The organism is Bradyrhizobium sp. USDA 4502 (genome assembly GCF_054063355.1).
In genome coordinates this window covers 753,268-769,624 of the sequence record NZ_JBSSGF010000001.1, presented here as the reverse complement: position 1 = coordinate 769,624, position 16,357 = coordinate 753,268, and the positions used below count along the sequence as shown (strand labels likewise).

Annotated in this window: 8 protein-coding genes and 3 pseudogenes; 4 read left to right on the top strand and 7 right to left on the bottom strand. The window is 58.6% G+C overall.

The window, feature by feature from the left end; genetic code table 11:
* Positions 1-10 precede the first annotated feature (10 nt).
* From ACVW1B_RS03445 to noeE, 7 genes and pseudogenes are all read right to left on the bottom strand, one after another.
* On the bottom strand, positions 11-2,422 hold the full coding sequence (locus ACVW1B_RS03445; RefSeq protein WP_253603358.1) for a 2-aminoethylphosphonate--pyruvate transaminase: 2,412 nt from the start codon (positions 2,420-2,422) through the stop codon (positions 11-13).
* A gap of 1,115 nt (positions 2,423-3,537) precedes the next feature.
* A pseudogene (locus ACVW1B_RS03440) lies at positions 3,538-3,700 on the bottom strand (IS66 family transposase); the annotation flags it as partial.
* A 418-nt stretch (positions 3,701-4,118) separates the two neighbouring features.
* Positions 4,119-4,772 carry an HD domain-containing protein gene (locus ACVW1B_RS03435; RefSeq protein ID WP_253587719.1) on the bottom strand — a complete coding sequence of 218 codons (654 nt, stop codon included), beginning with the start codon at positions 4,770-4,772 and terminating at the stop codon, positions 4,119-4,121.
* Between the two features lie 1,096 nt (positions 4,773-5,868).
* Complete coding sequence (locus ACVW1B_RS03430; protein WP_253603360.1) at positions 5,869-6,882, bottom strand: hypothetical protein; 1,014 nt, start codon at positions 6,880-6,882, stop codon at positions 5,869-5,871.
* A gap of 1,504 nt (positions 6,883-8,386) precedes the next feature.
* Positions 8,387-10,273, bottom strand: a complete 1,887-nt coding sequence (gene cysN, locus ACVW1B_RS03425) for a sulfate adenylyltransferase subunit CysN (RefSeq protein WP_253603361.1) — start codon at positions 10,271-10,273, stop codon at positions 8,387-8,389.
* Positions 10,273-11,172, bottom strand: a pseudogene (cysD, locus tag ACVW1B_RS03420) (sulfate adenylyltransferase subunit CysD). Before cysD ends, cysN begins: the two are co-directional and overlap by 1 nt.
* A gap of 259 nt (positions 11,173-11,431) precedes the next feature.
* Positions 11,432-12,619: a nodulation protein NoeE gene (noeE, locus tag ACVW1B_RS03415; protein WP_253587722.1), complete on the bottom strand. Its 1,188-nt coding sequence runs from the start codon at positions 12,617-12,619 to the stop codon at positions 11,432-11,434.
* A 660-nt stretch (positions 12,620-13,279) separates the two neighbouring features.
* Here noeE and ACVW1B_RS03410 point away from each other — a divergent pair.
* The 4 genes and pseudogenes from ACVW1B_RS03410 to tnpC form a co-directional block, all read left to right on the top strand.
* Positions 13,280-13,834 carry a MarR family winged helix-turn-helix transcriptional regulator gene (locus tag ACVW1B_RS03410; RefSeq protein WP_081334855.1) on the top strand — a complete coding sequence of 185 codons (555 nt, stop codon included), beginning with the start codon at positions 13,280-13,282 and terminating at the stop codon, positions 13,832-13,834.
* 686 nt (positions 13,835-14,520) lie between these two features.
* Complete coding sequence (locus ACVW1B_RS03405; protein WP_069276022.1) at positions 14,521-14,871, top strand: transposase; 351 nt, start codon at positions 14,521-14,523, stop codon at positions 14,869-14,871.
* Positions 14,868-15,212, top strand: a complete 345-nt coding sequence (tnpB, locus tag ACVW1B_RS03400; RefSeq protein WP_069276023.1) for an IS66 family insertion sequence element accessory protein TnpB — start codon at positions 14,868-14,870, stop codon at positions 15,210-15,212. Before ACVW1B_RS03405 ends, tnpB begins: the two co-directional genes overlap by 4 nt.
* A 74-nt stretch (positions 15,213-15,286) precedes the next feature.
* Positions 15,287-16,336, top strand: a pseudogene (tnpC, locus tag ACVW1B_RS03395) (IS66 family transposase); the annotation flags it as partial.
* Positions 16,337-16,357: the final 21 nt, after the last annotated feature.

Below are 16,357 nucleotides of genomic sequence, written 5' to 3'. Positions count from 1 at the left end.
TTACAAGTTGTCAGATTGCGGAAAGCGCCCTGTCCAGATCGCGCACGATGTCGTTGACGTCTTCGATGCCGACGCAAAGCCGGATCGAACCGCCAAATATGCCGGCGGCTTCGCGCTTCTCCCGCGGAACGGTGGTATGGGTTGTCGAAACAGGATGCGTCACGAGCGTCCGGGCATCTCCCACATTCGAAACGTGATACATCAGGTCGACGTTCTGGATGAACTTGCGCCCGGCCTGTTCGTCCTCCACCTCGAACATGACCATCGCGCCGTGTCCGTATGCGGGATTGAGCGTCTGGTCGACGGTTTCCCGGTCGGCTCCTTCGAACAGCCCCGGGTAGAAGACACGACGTACTTTCGGATGCGCCTTAAGAACGTCGGCCACTATCCTGGCGTTTGCGCAGTGCTGCTTCATGCGAAGGGGCAGCGTTTCAAGGCCTTGGATCAGCTGAAAGCTCGCAAAGGGGGCAATGGCCGCGCCAGTGTCGCGCAACCAGGTCATGCGTGCCTTCAGAAGAACCTCGCTTTTTCCGAGATCGTCGACGTCTTGCAACGCGTTGCGCCAGATGATCCCGCCATGCGCTTCGTCAGGACTGTTGAATAATGGAAAGCGAGAGGCTCCCCGGTAGCTGAACTTGCCGTTGTCAACGATCAGACCGCCCAGCGTCGTGCCGTGGCCGCAGATATATTTCGTGGCGGAGTAGGTCGTAATCGCCGCACCGAGATCTGACGGCCGACATACCAGCGGGGTCGTCGTATTATCCACAACCAAGGGGACGCCGTGCTTTCGGCCGATCTCAGCCAGCTGTTTGACCGGAAGCGGAATCAGACACGGGTTTGAGATCACCTCTCCGAAGAGGCATATCGTGCGGTCATCGATGGCACGTTCGAAAGTCTCCGGCCTGCGAGGATCCGCCGTCCTGACGGCGATACCAAGACGCTTTAACGTGTTGTGGAGCAGGTTCCAGGTATTGCCATAGAGGTACGGTGAGGCGACGACGTTGTCCCCCACTTCTCCGCTTGACAGGTTGACGATGGCAAGGAACGTCGCCGCTTGACCCGATGCGACCGCGAGCGAGTCGCGACCCATGTCGACCGCGGCATACCTTCTTTCCAGCGCGCGGGTCGTCGGATTGATGATCCTCGTATAGGTGAACCCATCCGCCTTGACGTTGTAGACATCCGCAATGTGATTCAGATCGCCATCGAGTTCATAGGCCGTGTTCTGATAGATCGGCACTGCGACAGCTTTGGTCACCGGATCACGTCGGTAGCCCGCGTGCAGAACAGCAGTTTCGACAGAGAACGGGAGCTGCGAGGTCCTTGCGAGCGGCGATGACGTCTCGATGCGACGCTCGCAAGCCTCCCGGGCCGACGCCGCCCCCGCGCAAGGAACCGGACCGGACCGAAAGTATGTACGAAAGGCGCACCCCAATTGCTCGATCCAACTGGGTCGGATCTCGCCAATGCAACCGACCCGAAAACTCCGCGTCGCGAGGTGCAACTTCGAGTAGATATAAAGGTTGTGGGCCGCCAAATGGCGATATAGCCCGTCAAATCCTTCCTGATCGGCGATGCCGGATGGCGCACTGAAGGCGACGCAGACCGGCGACTGCAAGTCGGCAGACAGCAGGGGAGACACTACCCCTTCGAGTTCTTGGACGAGATCGTCTCTAACCTTCTCATACCTGCGGCGCCGGGCATCGATGCCCTCCCCCTCCAGAATCTCCAAGGCCCTCGTCGTTGCCTGAACGATGTGGGTGGGCGGGGTCGATCGCCACTCACCGGAGCGCTCGAGCGAGAGCCATTGGTCTCTCACGTCGAGCACAAACGACCTCGGTTCTTGGACTGCGTTTTTTAGCAGCTCGCGAGACGCGATGACAAAAGCGACCCCTGGCGGCCCTTCAATGCACTTGTTGCTCGACGTCACCAGGACGTCTATCCCACCACAGCTCAGGTCAATATCAATCGCGCCAAAGGAGCTCATGCCATCGACGATCGTCTTGATACCACGCCGCTTCGCCTCTTCGACGATCGCGTCCAGCGGATTGACGATTCCGGTCGTCGTCTCGCAATGCACGAGACATAGGTGGGTAATGCCGGGATTTCGCCTCAGATGCTCAGCAACTTCTTGGGGGTCCAAAGGCTCGGTAGCTCGTTTGACAAGCTTCAGCGCGTCGACGCCCCACAGCCGCAGGATCTTGAAGATGCGCTCGCCATAGATGCCGTTTATGCAAACGAGCGGCTTGTCCCCCTTGGACACGAACGAGGACAGAGCAGCCTCCATTGCAAAGGAGCCGCCTCCCTGAATAGGGACTACGGAATAATCCCCGGCCTTTCCCAGCAGATTGAGCATCAGCCGCCTCATGCGGGCGGTCACTTCCTTGAACTCGCAATCGCGCGATGCGAGATCGAGCTGCATCTGGCTCCTGACCGCCAGCGAAAGCGACAACGGACCAGGCGTCAACAGAGAGCGCTGTCTTGTCACACTATTCCCCTTAAGTTGTTTTCGTCGCGAATCTGGAGGGGGGCCGCGACTTGAGTCACCTTGCGTGCAGCCCCTCGCGTCATCTGCTATTGGGCGAAGCGCCATCGGCGCAGACGCGCTTCGCTTGACAACTCATCGAAAATTCGGCCGATCACGACATGCACATCAATCCGCAGATGCACAGCGATGCCCGCACGGCGCCAAGGCCCCATCGATATCATTCAGTTTTCCTAGGAATTCGCTCTGCCGCCGCATTTGCGCACCGAGGCGGCGCGAAGCGCAACTCTTGTCCAGCCGTCCTGCATGCAACGATCCAGCGTCTTCAACATCTTGCCTAGCAAGCTAGACGTGTCGGCTGATCGGCTTACGGCCGACCTGTGCCATCCAGGCGAACGTTGAAGTTCAGATAAAAGTGCACGTCGGACCGATCGCACGCGGATGTCAATTCGCGCGTGGCGCCCGTTATGCGTGCCGCTGCTGACGCGCCGGATCCTGCGTGAGGCTTGAGACATTCGCATACTGTCACTCGCTGGAGAGTTCGGGACGTTGACGACCTTTGCCGTCTATTTTCAGATCGTACAACTTGACGTTAGGTGCGTTTCAACCCTCTTCCGAACTCTTCTCATGTGATTTTTTCTAACGTGCACATCCGCGCGGAGCGATAAGCGAAGGCTGGCAGAAGATTGCAGGGAGCGGCGGCAAGCTATGCTCAGAGTGTCCACAGTGCGACGTCAGGGGTGAGGACGTTCTGCCGCGAGGATTTGGCTCGATTCACGTCGCGCCCTCGCCGAACTCCAGATCGGGATACAAGTTATCCGCCTTTGCTACTTTCCTTGAAGGTCGATGCCTTGGAAGTGCCTGCCACCGCTCTACATGTCCGCCATCATGTCATCATTGCGTCTGAACGGGGGGTCCCCTGTCTCGTCCAGTCAGGCTCGGGCTTGCGATTGGCGGGACCTTTTGCAGCGATCAGCTCGACAACTTTTGCTGAGCCCCGGCGGAGCAAACCGCCGAGTGCGGGGCGAGCCATGCGAACAGATCGACGTCGTTGCTGTCTGCAGCAATGCTGCGATGGTTTCCCAGTGTTGTCCGCTGTCGTGGACCGGAGAGAGGCTATTCTTTCTCGTAACTATTTGGGGCCTGATCCCGCGCTCGTCGCCGAGCTCGATGCGGCCGTTGGTGGAGGAAACGCTCGAAGAAGGCGCGGCGCGCCCAATGCCCCCAAAATATGAGGCACATGCTTACGTGGGGAGAATAGTCGAATGCGATCTGACGCATTATGCGAACGGAAGGTGGTGGTGACCAAAATACTGCGTTGGGATGTCGCCGGAGACCCGGGGACGATGGAGCTCACCACCAAAGAGCTGTACGTGAGGGACTTCGAAGCCTGTACGTAACGTGCCCTAAAATGCTGGCCTAGGTACTGGGGCGGCACGCTGAGACAATCGCCAACGCTGCCTGCACCGCTTGGTCTTTCTCCTCGTAAGGAATTCTGGCCAGTCAGAACACTCCAGCCGAATTCACGCAGTAGAGCCTCTAACTGATCAGATCCGGCACTAGACCGGGTGAGTTGCACGATCTTCTGATCAGACCAGCACGACAACCTTGTGAAAACCGACACTTTTCCGATCTAGATCTCCTCAAACAATTCGTCCAGATAGCGCACCAAGCGCTCGTGCCTGGGTCTTGCCAGGGATCTTCCAGCCGCGGTTTGGAATCCCGACGCCAGCTTGAGCAATTTGGTGTCGAAATGATCGACTGCAAATTTCCTGTCGTCATGCGGACGATTTCGAGCGCGAGGATCGCCGACGTCATAAAGCGACCGCCTTAGCCGACCTGCAAGGTGAAAGCATCGGGCCACCCCAATCATTCCGATTGCGTCTAACCGATCGGCGTCTTGAACGATCTTTGCCTCTAACGTTCGAGGAGGCACGTTTGCGGAGAAGCTATGGGCCTCGATTGCATGCGCAACGGACTCGATAGCGCTTGCCGAGAAGCCTTGTTCCCTCAGCAACTTCGACGCTTTATCGGCCGCGTGCCGAGATGCTTGAAAACGAAAGGGAGAATTCTTCTCAACCGCTGCGCAGTCGTGAAGAAGGATGCTAGGAACCAGGATCGTGAGATCGCCGCCCTCGATCGCCTGTATTGTTCGCGCGTTCTTCCAAACTCGTAGAGTATGGCTAATGTCGTGCGAGGCATCGTCCTCCCGCGGAATATGGGGAATCAACTGGCTGGCAAGTTGCTCAAGCGGTGCGAAAGCACTTGCGATCGTGTTGGGGGCCATGATCGAACTTTCACTGACCGATGGGTTGCTGTCCTTCGCATCCGTAGCAACCTCGACAGGCTTGCTGCACGCTCCGCACGGCCAGGCGTGTCAACACAATTGGATCCGAATTGCCTTGTGCAGCTAGAGTTAGTACTTTTTCGGCGATGCATGCCTTCAACGATGACGTCCGCCTTGCTTCGGGCACCATCGCGACGGCATCATCCAGAACACCTCTCAACAAAGCACACAGTTTAGCTTGCGGGGTCATGATGCTAATCCACCAAGGAAGCTCTCTCCGACGTCAGCTTCGGCTCGCCCAACCAATGGTCCCTAGAAAGCCCCGTGGAATTGGAGTTCGATGCGCCGGCTTCAATGAGCGGGAGGAAGTCTTAGGCACGACCACCGAGTACAAGAAATATGATTCTGCAATGTGACAGGGTTCTAAGCTACGGATATTCGGGGTGTATCTCGCCGAGTGGAACCGTGCGTCGCGAACGTGCGTGTCCCCGCTGCGCTACTCGCAAGCGCTGCAGACGTGTACGCCGGGTTGACGACACGCCCGTTCGAAAGCCGACACCGCATGAGGTGCACAAGCGCCTCGTTTTGCTCCTCGTCGTCGTTACATGACTAACATGGCCTGTTTTTGCCAAGCTTAGGCACGGCTTGGAAAAACCTCTTTCGTGACGCAACTCGCACGAGCGGCGCACCGCCGTCGGTGCGCTTTCCTTGAGCACGACAGCCCGCACCTCTTTGAGGTCGGACCGTCTGGCACGCGAGTTGCCAGGAGTGTCGCGTGGACTTGGCTTCTCATACATTCACGCAGCCCCCGAGATGGCCAAGTTCAACAAACGCGGGCGGCCTCTCCCGGCCGCCCGCACGCCTTTCCGTCTGCGCATCGACGGTTCGCTAAATGGCTTTGGAGAAGTCCGAAGAGGCGCGCAGGAAATGGTCTCAGGGAAAGACCGCAACCAGCATTGTGCTTTCCGCTGGCAAAGCTTGAACTCCCTGCCAAAATCGTCGCCTGATCCGGTTCGTTGCAGGCCGCACTCCGCGTTCCTTCATGGACAACCAGTTAGGTGCCAGTTGCGAGAGAATATTTTGCGCGGCCGCGTCGTCATAATGTCTGCGTGACCAGCTCGAGCTGAAGCGCGGCCAGAACGCTGATGCCATCGCGGTGTTCGATGGGCTCGCCCGCAGCCTGCGCGGCTTGTACCAGGGCGGCCTCTTTGCGTTCGGTCATCAATTTGTCAACTTCGATCTGAGTTAGCAGCTTTTCACGCTCATCCGCCGGGAGCGCGGCAGCATCGTCGCTGTTGGTATCGATCAATTCGTTCACCTTTTCGGTCAAGGTGTCACGAAGGACCCAACAGAGCAGCCCAATTACATCGGGAACCTGGCCAGATGCCCTGCCCACAACCCGCGTGTCCGCACCGAGGACCATAGCCGTCAGATCGTGCTCCTGGAGGATGAGCGGCCATTTGATCTCACGCGCGTTGTCATCAATCATGGCCGAGATAGACGGCGCTCCACGTTCCGCCAGTCGTGCGATCAGAACCGCCGCGTCTTGCTTCTTTGCCTCACTGGGAAATGGCGCACTGCGAATCCGGTGCGCATCGGCTTCGAGCTCGCCAAGACGCAGGCGCAAGCGCTTGAGAGCCTCACTGATCGGCTCGTCGCGCCCTAAAATCTCCGACAGCGCGATTTGTGGGATCGAGGTAAGACGCACGCCCGACCGCAGGCCACTGCGAGCCAGAAAGGCTCGGCAGCGTGACGCCAGGCTCTCGCAGTTCCGCATACGGGCGGCAGCAGTCGCCTCACGACCGATGAGGCAACGCAACTTTTCAGCGAATCCGGCAGCTTGCAAGTTCAAGTCACGGATTTGCGCCTCCTCCTTGTCCGCGACGGGGCCGCCGGCGGTGCGGGCCAATATCAGCTGTTTGCGGCGGGTCTCGACGCGGTGAAGCTCGGCACGAGTCGAGCGCATTTCCTCATCAAGCGGCGACCACGTTGAGCGCGCGTCCCCTGCACGATCCACAATCGCCTCGAACCGCTGCCGGGCGCCCTCATCGGGCAGTAGGTCGATAGGGTCGATTTGAAAGCAACTTTTGCAACCTATGTCGTCATTCACGCGTCGTCTCGCAGCGGTTATGTGTCAGATACCCCGGTTTCGCTGGCAATGATTCGTATTAAGTAATTTTTAATGCTTCCACCGCCGATTGCCGTCAGCGCAATTCCAGCGCGATGGCCCTAGCTTGGAGCGCTGACGGTACGGCGTCCCTGGTTTCAGCGGCCCCAACCGTTCGCCCGCAGCGCTTTCGTATACGGAGCATTTGAATCTCTCACGCGTGGGCGCAGGTCGATTTACGAATCTAACCGGACCAGAAATCGGATCTAGAACGAAGCGAAATCAAGAGTGCGGTGGTTTTGTCTCCGCGCAGAGCGTCAAGCGCCAACGATCGCTGAATCCCATCGGCTTTCTATATCCGAGACCCCTGCCTCGCCCTCGGGCGGCCATACCACATCCGTTTGCGTTACGCGTACTGCGCACGGATCTCCTGTGCGGCCGCGGCGATCGAGAGGTGAGATATGGCAAATCTGCCCAACATCGCGCCCGCCGCAATGACCCACAATGTCCGAGCCGGGCGCCGGCCGGGCGATCGCGCCGGCCGTACGACAACCAGTCCTGGGCCATCGCCAACTCTGGCGACTGCATTTTGGCATCGCTGAGCTGAAATCCGAATGCAGGTACCGCGGAAACTGAGAGTTGGGCCATGAGTGAACATAGTCGGAGCCGCGATGGCCGCCGCTGAACTGCTCGTTTCCGCCCCCGATCAACGTGAGATTGGACTCGGAAACTCGGGTCGTCGAAACTGTAATATGCTAAGCGAGGTAGCTGACGAAAAGCTGACGCGCAGCACGCTAAGCGTCTGTGGCGCCGCGTTTTGGAGCCAAGCTGCCGTGATCGCCAGTACAGCGTTCTTGCGAGACAGCAGACAGGTATGGCATCGAGCTTCCGGTCGACGTCGAGAGAATACCGCGTGACAGCTGATCCTGGTGCCAGCCCCGTCTTTCGATCAAGCTCACGAGCGATCGACACTTCGTGGCCGAGTTGCGCGGTCTCGTAGTTTATGTCAGGGCGCTGGAGTATCTCGTACAGGTTTCACACTCCAAGCACTGGACTGCAGCCAGCCGATGCTGGCGATGCTTCCGCACCTGTGTTCAATTCCCCCGCGGCTTCAGCCGGGCACAGGTTTGATCGGGAGAGCGCGACGCACGCCATACGCGCAAGAAACAGCGTGAAGCGAAAAACTCAAGTTACTGGAAGCCCGACTTCTTCTCTGGCCTTTGTCCTAGCGTCGTAGATCCTGACCTGGAGCATCGGACGGCGCTTCTTGAGCTCCTGCGCTCCTGCAAAGGCCCCATCTCTGGTCGCAAATTCGGTTTTCAATTGACCGTCGATTTCGAGGACATAACCAGAAGCGGGCAATCGACGTGTGGACGCGACCATTTTGTTCCTTAGAGCATGAGTCCATTGATGTCGGTGCTTAACCCGAGTCGCCTTGGCCGGGCCAGCGGCTTGGTGAGGCCCACATCTTGCTAAACGGTGGGATACGAGGTGATAGGTTCGATAATCAGTAACCGTCAAGAATTTCGCGCGCCATCAAGACATCGATCACAGCTTGGGCCATTTGCTCAGGCGCCTGTTCCTTGGTCCTGAGATGAATTTCAGGTCTTGTCGGCGCTTCATAGGACGCATCGACGCCGGTGAATTTCTTGATCTTACCGGACTTCGCTTTTGAATAAAGACCTTTGGGATCGCGCCGCGCGCATTCTTCGCTCGGCGTATCGACAAAGACTTCGACAAACTCCTCCTTACCGACCAGACTGCGCACCATATCTCGTTCGGCCCTGTGAGGCGAGATGAACGAACAAAGCACGATCAAGCCACTGTCCGCCATCAACTTGGCAACTTCCCCGGTACGCCGAATGTTTTCCATGCGGTCGGTCTCGGAGAAGCCGAGGTCCGCGTTTAATCCGTGCCGCAGGTTGTCTCCATCCAACAGCATGGCATGCCGAGACATTGCAAACAGCTTTTGATCGACGATGTTGGCAATTGTCGACTTTCCCGCGCCGGACAGGCCGGTAAACCAAATGATGCAAGGCTTCTGGTTCTTGAGAGTGGCCCGCTCCTTGCGTCCCACTGCAAGGGGTTGCCAAGCGATGTTGGCAGCTCGCCGCAGTGGATATGCGATCATCCCGGCTGCGACCGTGCGGTTGGTATATCGGTCGATGACGATAAATGATCCGGTCTTGCGATTGACCTCGTAAGGATCGAACGCCGCGGGCAATGCGGTTGAGACATTGCAAAATCCGATCTCGTTTAAGCCAAGCGTCCTGGCTGCCAGATGCTCGCGCGTATTGACGTCGATCCGACGATTGATCGCAGTAATGCTGCCGGCTGTGGTCTGCGATCCAATGCGCAGAATGTAGTTGCGTCCGACAGCGAGTTGGTCCTCATCCATCCAGATCAGATGAGCGGCGAATTGATCGGCAAGTTCCGGTCGCTCGGTTGGGCATGCCAGGAGATCGCCGCGGCTGATGTCGATTTCGCTTTCAAGGGTAAGCGTGATTGCATCGCCCGCCTCGGCGCAAGGTAGGTCGCCGTCTTGAGTTACAATCCGGCTGACGCGCGCGGTTCGTCCGGATGCTGCGACGACGATGTCGTCTCCCACCGAGATGCTTCCTGAAGCCACGGATCCGGCGTAACCTCGGAAATCCAGGTCCGGCCGGTTCACCCACTGGACCGGAAAGCGGAAGGCCTGCCGGGAGCTATCGGAGCCGATCCCAATGCTCTCGAGCTGGCCGAGCAGGCAGGGACCATCGTGCCAGCGAGTGTTGCAAGAGCGGTTGACGACGTTGTCGCCGTACCTGGCAGAGATCGGAATCGGGACGATCGTATCGAAGCCGAGATCTGCGGCAAAGGCCACGTAGTCGGCGACGATCCGATCAAAGGTCTCTTTGCTGTAGTTGACGAGGTCGATCTTGTTCACTGCCAAGACGAGGTGGCGGATACCAAGGAGCGAACAGATGAACGAGTGCCGCTTGGTTTGGACCAGCACGCCCTTACGGGCATCGATGAGGATGATGGCGAGCTGAGCATTTGAGGCGCCAGTTGCCATGTTGCGGGTATACTGCTCATGGCCGGGTGTATCAGCCACCATGAACGAGCGCCGCTCCGTCGCAAAGAAACGATAGGCTACATCGATCGTGATGCCTTGCTCTCGTTCGGCTTCAAGCCCGTCGACGAGCAGCGCGAAATCGATCTCACGGCCGGTAGTGCCGTGCTTGGCGCTATCTCGTTCCAACGCCGTCATCTGATCCTGGTAAATCATTTTGCTGTCGTGCAGCAGCCGGCCTATCAGCGTGGATTTCCCGTCATCCACCGAACCGCATGTGATGAATCGCAGCTGATCCTTTGGCATGGCTTGGATAGATTGCGTTATTGGCTTGGCAAGCATCAAAAGTAGCCTTCCCGCTTCTTCTTCTCCATCGAAGCGGCTTCATCGGCATCGATCAGGCGGCCCTGGCGCTCCGATACTGTCGCGGTCTGCATCTCTGCGACAATGTCTTCGATCGTTGTCGCATCGGATTCAATAGCTCCGCTCAACGGATAGCATCCCAGCGTACGGAAACGGGTCATCCGCATTTGCGGCGCCTCGCCGGTCAGAAGCGGCAATCGCTTGTCGTCGATCATGATCATCGCGCCATTTCGACGCACGATCGGTCTTTGCTTTGCGAAGTAGAGCGGGACGACCGGAATCTTCTCGCGCATGACATATTCCCAGACGTCGAGCTCAGTTCAGTTCGACAGTGCAAAGACGCGCATGGTTTCGCCCCGGCGAATCCGAGTGTTGAATAGATTCCAGAGTTCCGGCCGCTGGTTACGAGGGTCCCATACGTGCCCTGCCGAGCGGAAGGACAGAATCCGCTCTTTTGCGCGGCTCTTTTCCTCATCGCGCCGGGCACCGCCAAAAGCAGCATCGAATTCGTGGAGGTCGAGCGCCTGCTTCAGGGCGTCTGTCTTCATCACCTGGGTATGAAGCGCGGAGCCGGAGTCGATCGGATTGATCCCGCGCTCAATGCCCTCCTTATTTACATGGACGATTAGGTCGAGGCCGAGCCGCTTGGCTGTGGCGTCCCGGAAGTTGATCATCTCGCGGAACTTCCAGGTCGTGTCGACGTGGAGCAGGGGAAAAGGCAACTTTGCGGGATAGAAGGCCTTGATCGCAACGTGCAGCATCACGCTCGAGTCTTTTCCGATCGAATAAAGCATGACCGGCCTTTTGAACTCGGCGACCACGTCACGCATGATTTCGATCGATTCAGCTTCGAGACGGCGCAGATGTCTGGGCAGCATATGTTCTTTTCGATGCAGAATCGCTGTTCTTTGCCGGTCTACGGCTGCAGCCCCGAGATACCGGTGGCGAAAAAACTGCTCGCCATGACGCACGGTTAAGGTCAAGTGCGAGCGCAACCAGGAGCCGCATAACCGAGGGCGTTTCACCGCTGATGCGGTCATAACCTGCGCCAGCCATCCGGCGCGGAGATCAACCCGTCGCGGGCTCAGTACTAGCTAAATAAGCCAGCGTGTTTTGATCGCAAGCATCCAGATCACCCTAAGGCATATTGAGGACCTGCTCAAGACGTTCGATCTCGCTGCGTAGAACTTTGATTGCCGCGTCGCGATTTTGAATGGCATCCAATCCCGCGGCGCGCTCAGCTTCTGAGGTCAACAGCGCGTGTTGCAACCGAGCCGCCGTTGAGTCCGCCAGCCGCAGATCCTCCTCGACGTTGGTGTCCGACAGATTTTGCGTCTGCCGCACTATGGAGCTATTGGATGCGGAACGACTGCGCAAATCCCGCCAGGTTTGGAATATCCGGCGATGGAGTTCGGTAACCTCTCCTCCCCTATCCACCACGCCGGCTTGCTGCGCATGCAGCAGCTCCTGCTCATATCCGAGCTCTATCAAAAGCTCGACCCCGATCAGGTCGGTCACCGTTTGCATCTCTTCAGCGCTCAATTGGGATTGCCATGCTTTGACAGAGCTTTCGTCGACCGCGTTTCGCTCCAGGATTTTTCGGTCTCCGAAGCTGCTGGATCGAAGATAATCTGCTTGTTCCATTCCCGCGGACGCGGCGACCGCTGGATCACAGCCAAGCGCCACCAATAGACGCCGGACTTCCTGATCGGGACGCGCCACGAGCGGTTCGTATTTTATTAGCTGCGTCCGCGGCCGAGCGCGGTGCGCGGCGAGCCTGGGAAGGCCAAGAACCAGATCGGCTAGTGACGATATAACGACAGCGGGCAGGCGGAGCATGAGATCAGCGAGAGCAGATACGCTGACCGGATAGGAGTTTTCTGCCCGCAGCGGGATACCCCACGTTGATTTCAGTGAAGCGGCGATGGCATAGGGATTGCGCATCAGAAGGATGTGTGGCGCCTCTGGATAGACAGCTTCAAGAAATTCCAGCGCCGTCCAGTAGCGTGGTGTCTTGTCTATGATGATGCGCTTGCCCGCTGCCGCCAGATACTGGCTGTACGCAGTGTCGGCAAAGGCCCGGCAGACCAACGTGCGATCTATCCGTCCCAAAAATTCGGATGTGGCAGCCTCGATCAGCGGGGATCCTGCCGGATGTCGCTGATCGACCCTGCCAAATGCCTCAAGTGCCAGCATAAACCAGGGCTCAGGCGGAGCCACAATGTCAGGATGGTGCTGGAGCAAGTGCGCCAGGAGTGTCGTCCCGGATCGCGGGAGGCCGAGAAGAAAGCAAACCGCAGGAGAACGGTCGAAACCATCGCTCATAGTTCAGACCCTCATTAAGCGTCCCCCCCGCCGCAGCACTCGTTCGATTGAGCGAGTAGCGCCGGCCGTGAGATCACGTGAGGCGGTCGCTTGCGCTGAACGCATCACCTGAGAAGATTTGCGCTTGCAATTGATCTTGAGAGCTGTTGACTTCGGCGACTTGGCGGGATCACAGAAGCATTTCGCTGTCCCCATTGCTCACACAATTAAATCGAAGTCAAAGGTCAGCTCAACTCTATGAAGATTGGCTACCGACATGGGAAGGTTGGGAAGAACTATACGGGACGTTTACTGGAAAAATGCCTGCGCCTTAGGGACGTGTTACGTCGGCCACGTAAAATGCGACGTGCGTCTCCGCGATGCTCGGCATGCCCCAGAGAAATTCGGCAGGGAACGGACAGGTCGCCAGTGAAGCAAGAAGCAGACCATAATCGCGGCTATCTCACTGGCAGGCGCAGCGATCCGACCGGCGTGCAGCATCGATCCGACGCAAGTTGCCCGTGAATGCCGCTGCTGGACTCCGAGCAGCTACGGCTTTCTTACGCACGCTACCCATCCGTCCGGACCGTACCAAGTGTTTGATTTGCTTGCTCTTACGGCGTTGTACCTACTGCCAATTCGCGCTAAGGGAAGCCGGTGAACGATGGAACCTGACCTACGATGCCGCCGGATTTGCCCGGTCTAGCCAGCGCGCTTGAAAGTGTCTCTACTGAGGGACTGGAGCCGGCCCGGCCGTTCATGTGGGAGATCAGGTCGATCAGTGCGTGTCTCGAAGAGCTTGCCAGATTCCGAGCTCATGTGCTTGGCATCACTGGGCCACAGTGGATGATCCTGATGGCAGTGGCCTACTTAGGCAAGGAAAATGGTGTCTCCGTCAACCTGGTGTCAAAGTTGATGCACGTCGACCCTTCTTTCGTCACGACGCACTCAAAGGTACTAGAGAAAAGTGGATTCCTGCGGCGTAAGCACTGCGCGAGCGATGCTCGGGTCGTGCAGATGACGCTGACGGCCAAAACTCGCAAGCGCCTATTGACTTTGGCGCCGCAACAGCAAGGACTGGACGAGCTCGCTTCTGATGAATTCGGGGTAAGCGGATCAAACGAGTTCATTACCAAGCTGGCCGCGGTCAGGCATCGTCTGGAGAAGGTTCGCCGTGAGAGCGTCTCCGGCCTTCCGAAGACCAAACGCACGACCGTCAGAAATGACGCTCCGTAGCCATGTCAACGCTTCCAGTTTTCGAGTCATTCCTGAAGCAGCGCGGACGAAGGTGGTTGTGGTCCGTTTATACGGCCGAAGGTGCCCGCGTAATGACGGGTTCAGGACGGAGCCGCTCCGCCGCCAGCTATCAAGCCAATCGCGCGCTGTTTCTGTTACTGCTGGGTGCACCGTATCGTTCCGAAGTTCGAGCGACCCGGCGGGCCCAGCCGGGTACGCTTACGCCCAAGCCGTAGCCCCCATGATCTTCGAGTAACACCCACTCGCAAGAATGCTCATCGGCCACAGCCAATGGCCCAGCGGAGACGCGTCTTGATTTAAAGAATCGACCTCAGGCCATTACGCAACTTTCTCCTTGGTCAGCCGAGAGGAGCCGATCACAGTAACAACAGCTGAATTTTGCACTTAGGCAAACCGGCCAGGAAGTGCGTATAGGCTTAGTTTCGTGATGTAGCCAGTTTATGCCGAGATGGCAGCAACTACCAGGCTCCTTTCAAGGCTTCGTCAAAGATGCCGCGCGCTGGAGGCCGACCGCAATCGTGAAGCTGTAGCGAGCACTGAGTGAAAGTAAGCGGCAAGGAGACCCCGTCTGGCGGAGGGGTGAACGATCGGCTATCGGCTGCTAAGTTTGTGAGCCGATGTGAGCTTCTATGTCTGCGCCTAGTTCTGGAACTAGAACCTTCCATATGATCGAAGCGGTCGCCGACCGTCTTGAGGGATCGCCGCGGCAGCTTCGCCGACGCTGGTCGGACGAGTTTAAGGCCCAAGTCGTGATGGAGGCGCTGGAGCCTGGCGCGAGCGTCTCGGCGATCGCCCGCCGGATCGGCATTCACCCGTCGCAGCTGTTCGCCTGGCGCCGTGACGCTCGGGCCGAGCGGCGGCGTTATCGCTCACGGCACTCGAGTTGCGAGGGTGTGGTGGCGCCTGTGGCAGGCGCGGTGATCGAGATTGCCATTGGCGAGGTGATCGTGCGCGCCGGCGTGGACGTCGACGAGGCGCAGTTGCAGCGGGTGATCCGGGCGGTCCGTTCGGCATGATCCCCTCCGGCGTGAAGGTGTTCCTGGCGAGCCATCCAGTCGACTTCCGCAAGGGTATCGATGGCCTTGTTGCGCTGGTGCGCGATGCCGGCTCAGATCCGTTCGACGGTGCGCTTTATGTGTTCCGCGCCAAAAGAGCCGACCGAATAAAGATCGTATGGTGGGATGGCTCCGGCGTGTGCCTCTATTTAAAACGGCTTGAGAAGGCGAGGTTCTGCTGGCCGCGGATCGGGCATCATCGGGTGCAGCTGAATGCTGCGCAGTTGATGGCACTGGTGGATGGGATGGACTGGAAGCGGATCCGGACCGCGGCGGTCAAGCCGCCGGAGATTGTTGGGTAAAAGCACTGCGGCGAAGTGAATCAGCGGCCTGAAAGGGCAAGAGAACCGGGGCAAAATGTGCTCTGGTCGGGTCAATGACGCCGCCCGATCTCAGCCTCCCGAATGACGTAGAGACGCTGAAGGCCATGGTGCTTGCCATGGCCGAGAAAGCGGCCCGCGCCGCTGCTCTGGAGAGCGAAGTCGCCGATCTCAAGGCCCGCAACGCCGATGCCGATGCGCGCATCGAGCGGCTGACGCAAATCCTGCAGGCCTTCGACCGCGCCCGGTTCGGCCGACGATCGGAGAAGCTCGGCTCGGCGAACGGCGACGATGAACAGCAGGCCTTCGTCTTCGAGGAGATCGAGACCGGCATCGCCGCGATCAAGGCCCAGGTCAGCAAGGGCCGTGCGCAGGCGGATGGCAAGCGTGCACCGCGTCGGCGCAAGGGCTTTGCGCCCCATCTGGAACGGATCGAAACCGTCATTGAGCCGCAAGAGCTGGCGGAGTATGCCGGCAAGCAGAAGGTGCTGATCGGCGAGGACGTGTCGGAGCGCCTGGATGTGGTGCCGGCGAAGTTCCGGGTGATCGTCACGCGCCGTCCCAAGTATGCCTTCAAGAACGCGGACGGCGTCATCCAGGCGCTGGCCCCGGCCCACATCATCGAAGGCGGCATTCCGACGGAAGCGCTTCTGGCCCACATCGCCGTCGCCAAATATGCCGATGGCCTGCCGCTCTACCGGCAGGAGGCCATCTACGCCCGCGATCAGGTCGAACTCGACCGCCAGCTGATGGCCCAATGGATGGGTAAGCTCGGCTTCGAGCTCGAGATCATTGCCGACTACATCTTCAGCGAGGTCAAGAAGGCCGAACGGGTCTTTGCCGACGAAACCACTTTGCCGACGCTCGCTCCGGGCTCCGGATCGACCAAGACGGCCTACTTATGGGCCTATGCCCGAGATGACCGAACCTTTGGCCGCAACGGTCCGCCGATGGTGGCTTATCGCTTCGAAGACAGCCGCGCCGGCGAATGCGCGGTCCGCCACCTCAATGGTTATCGCGGCATCCTGCAAGTGGATGGTTATGCCGCCTATAACAAGCTCGCGCGATCCGATCGCGGCAATGATGGCATCACATTGGCTGGCTGCCGAGTAGGCGGGGATGTTGCC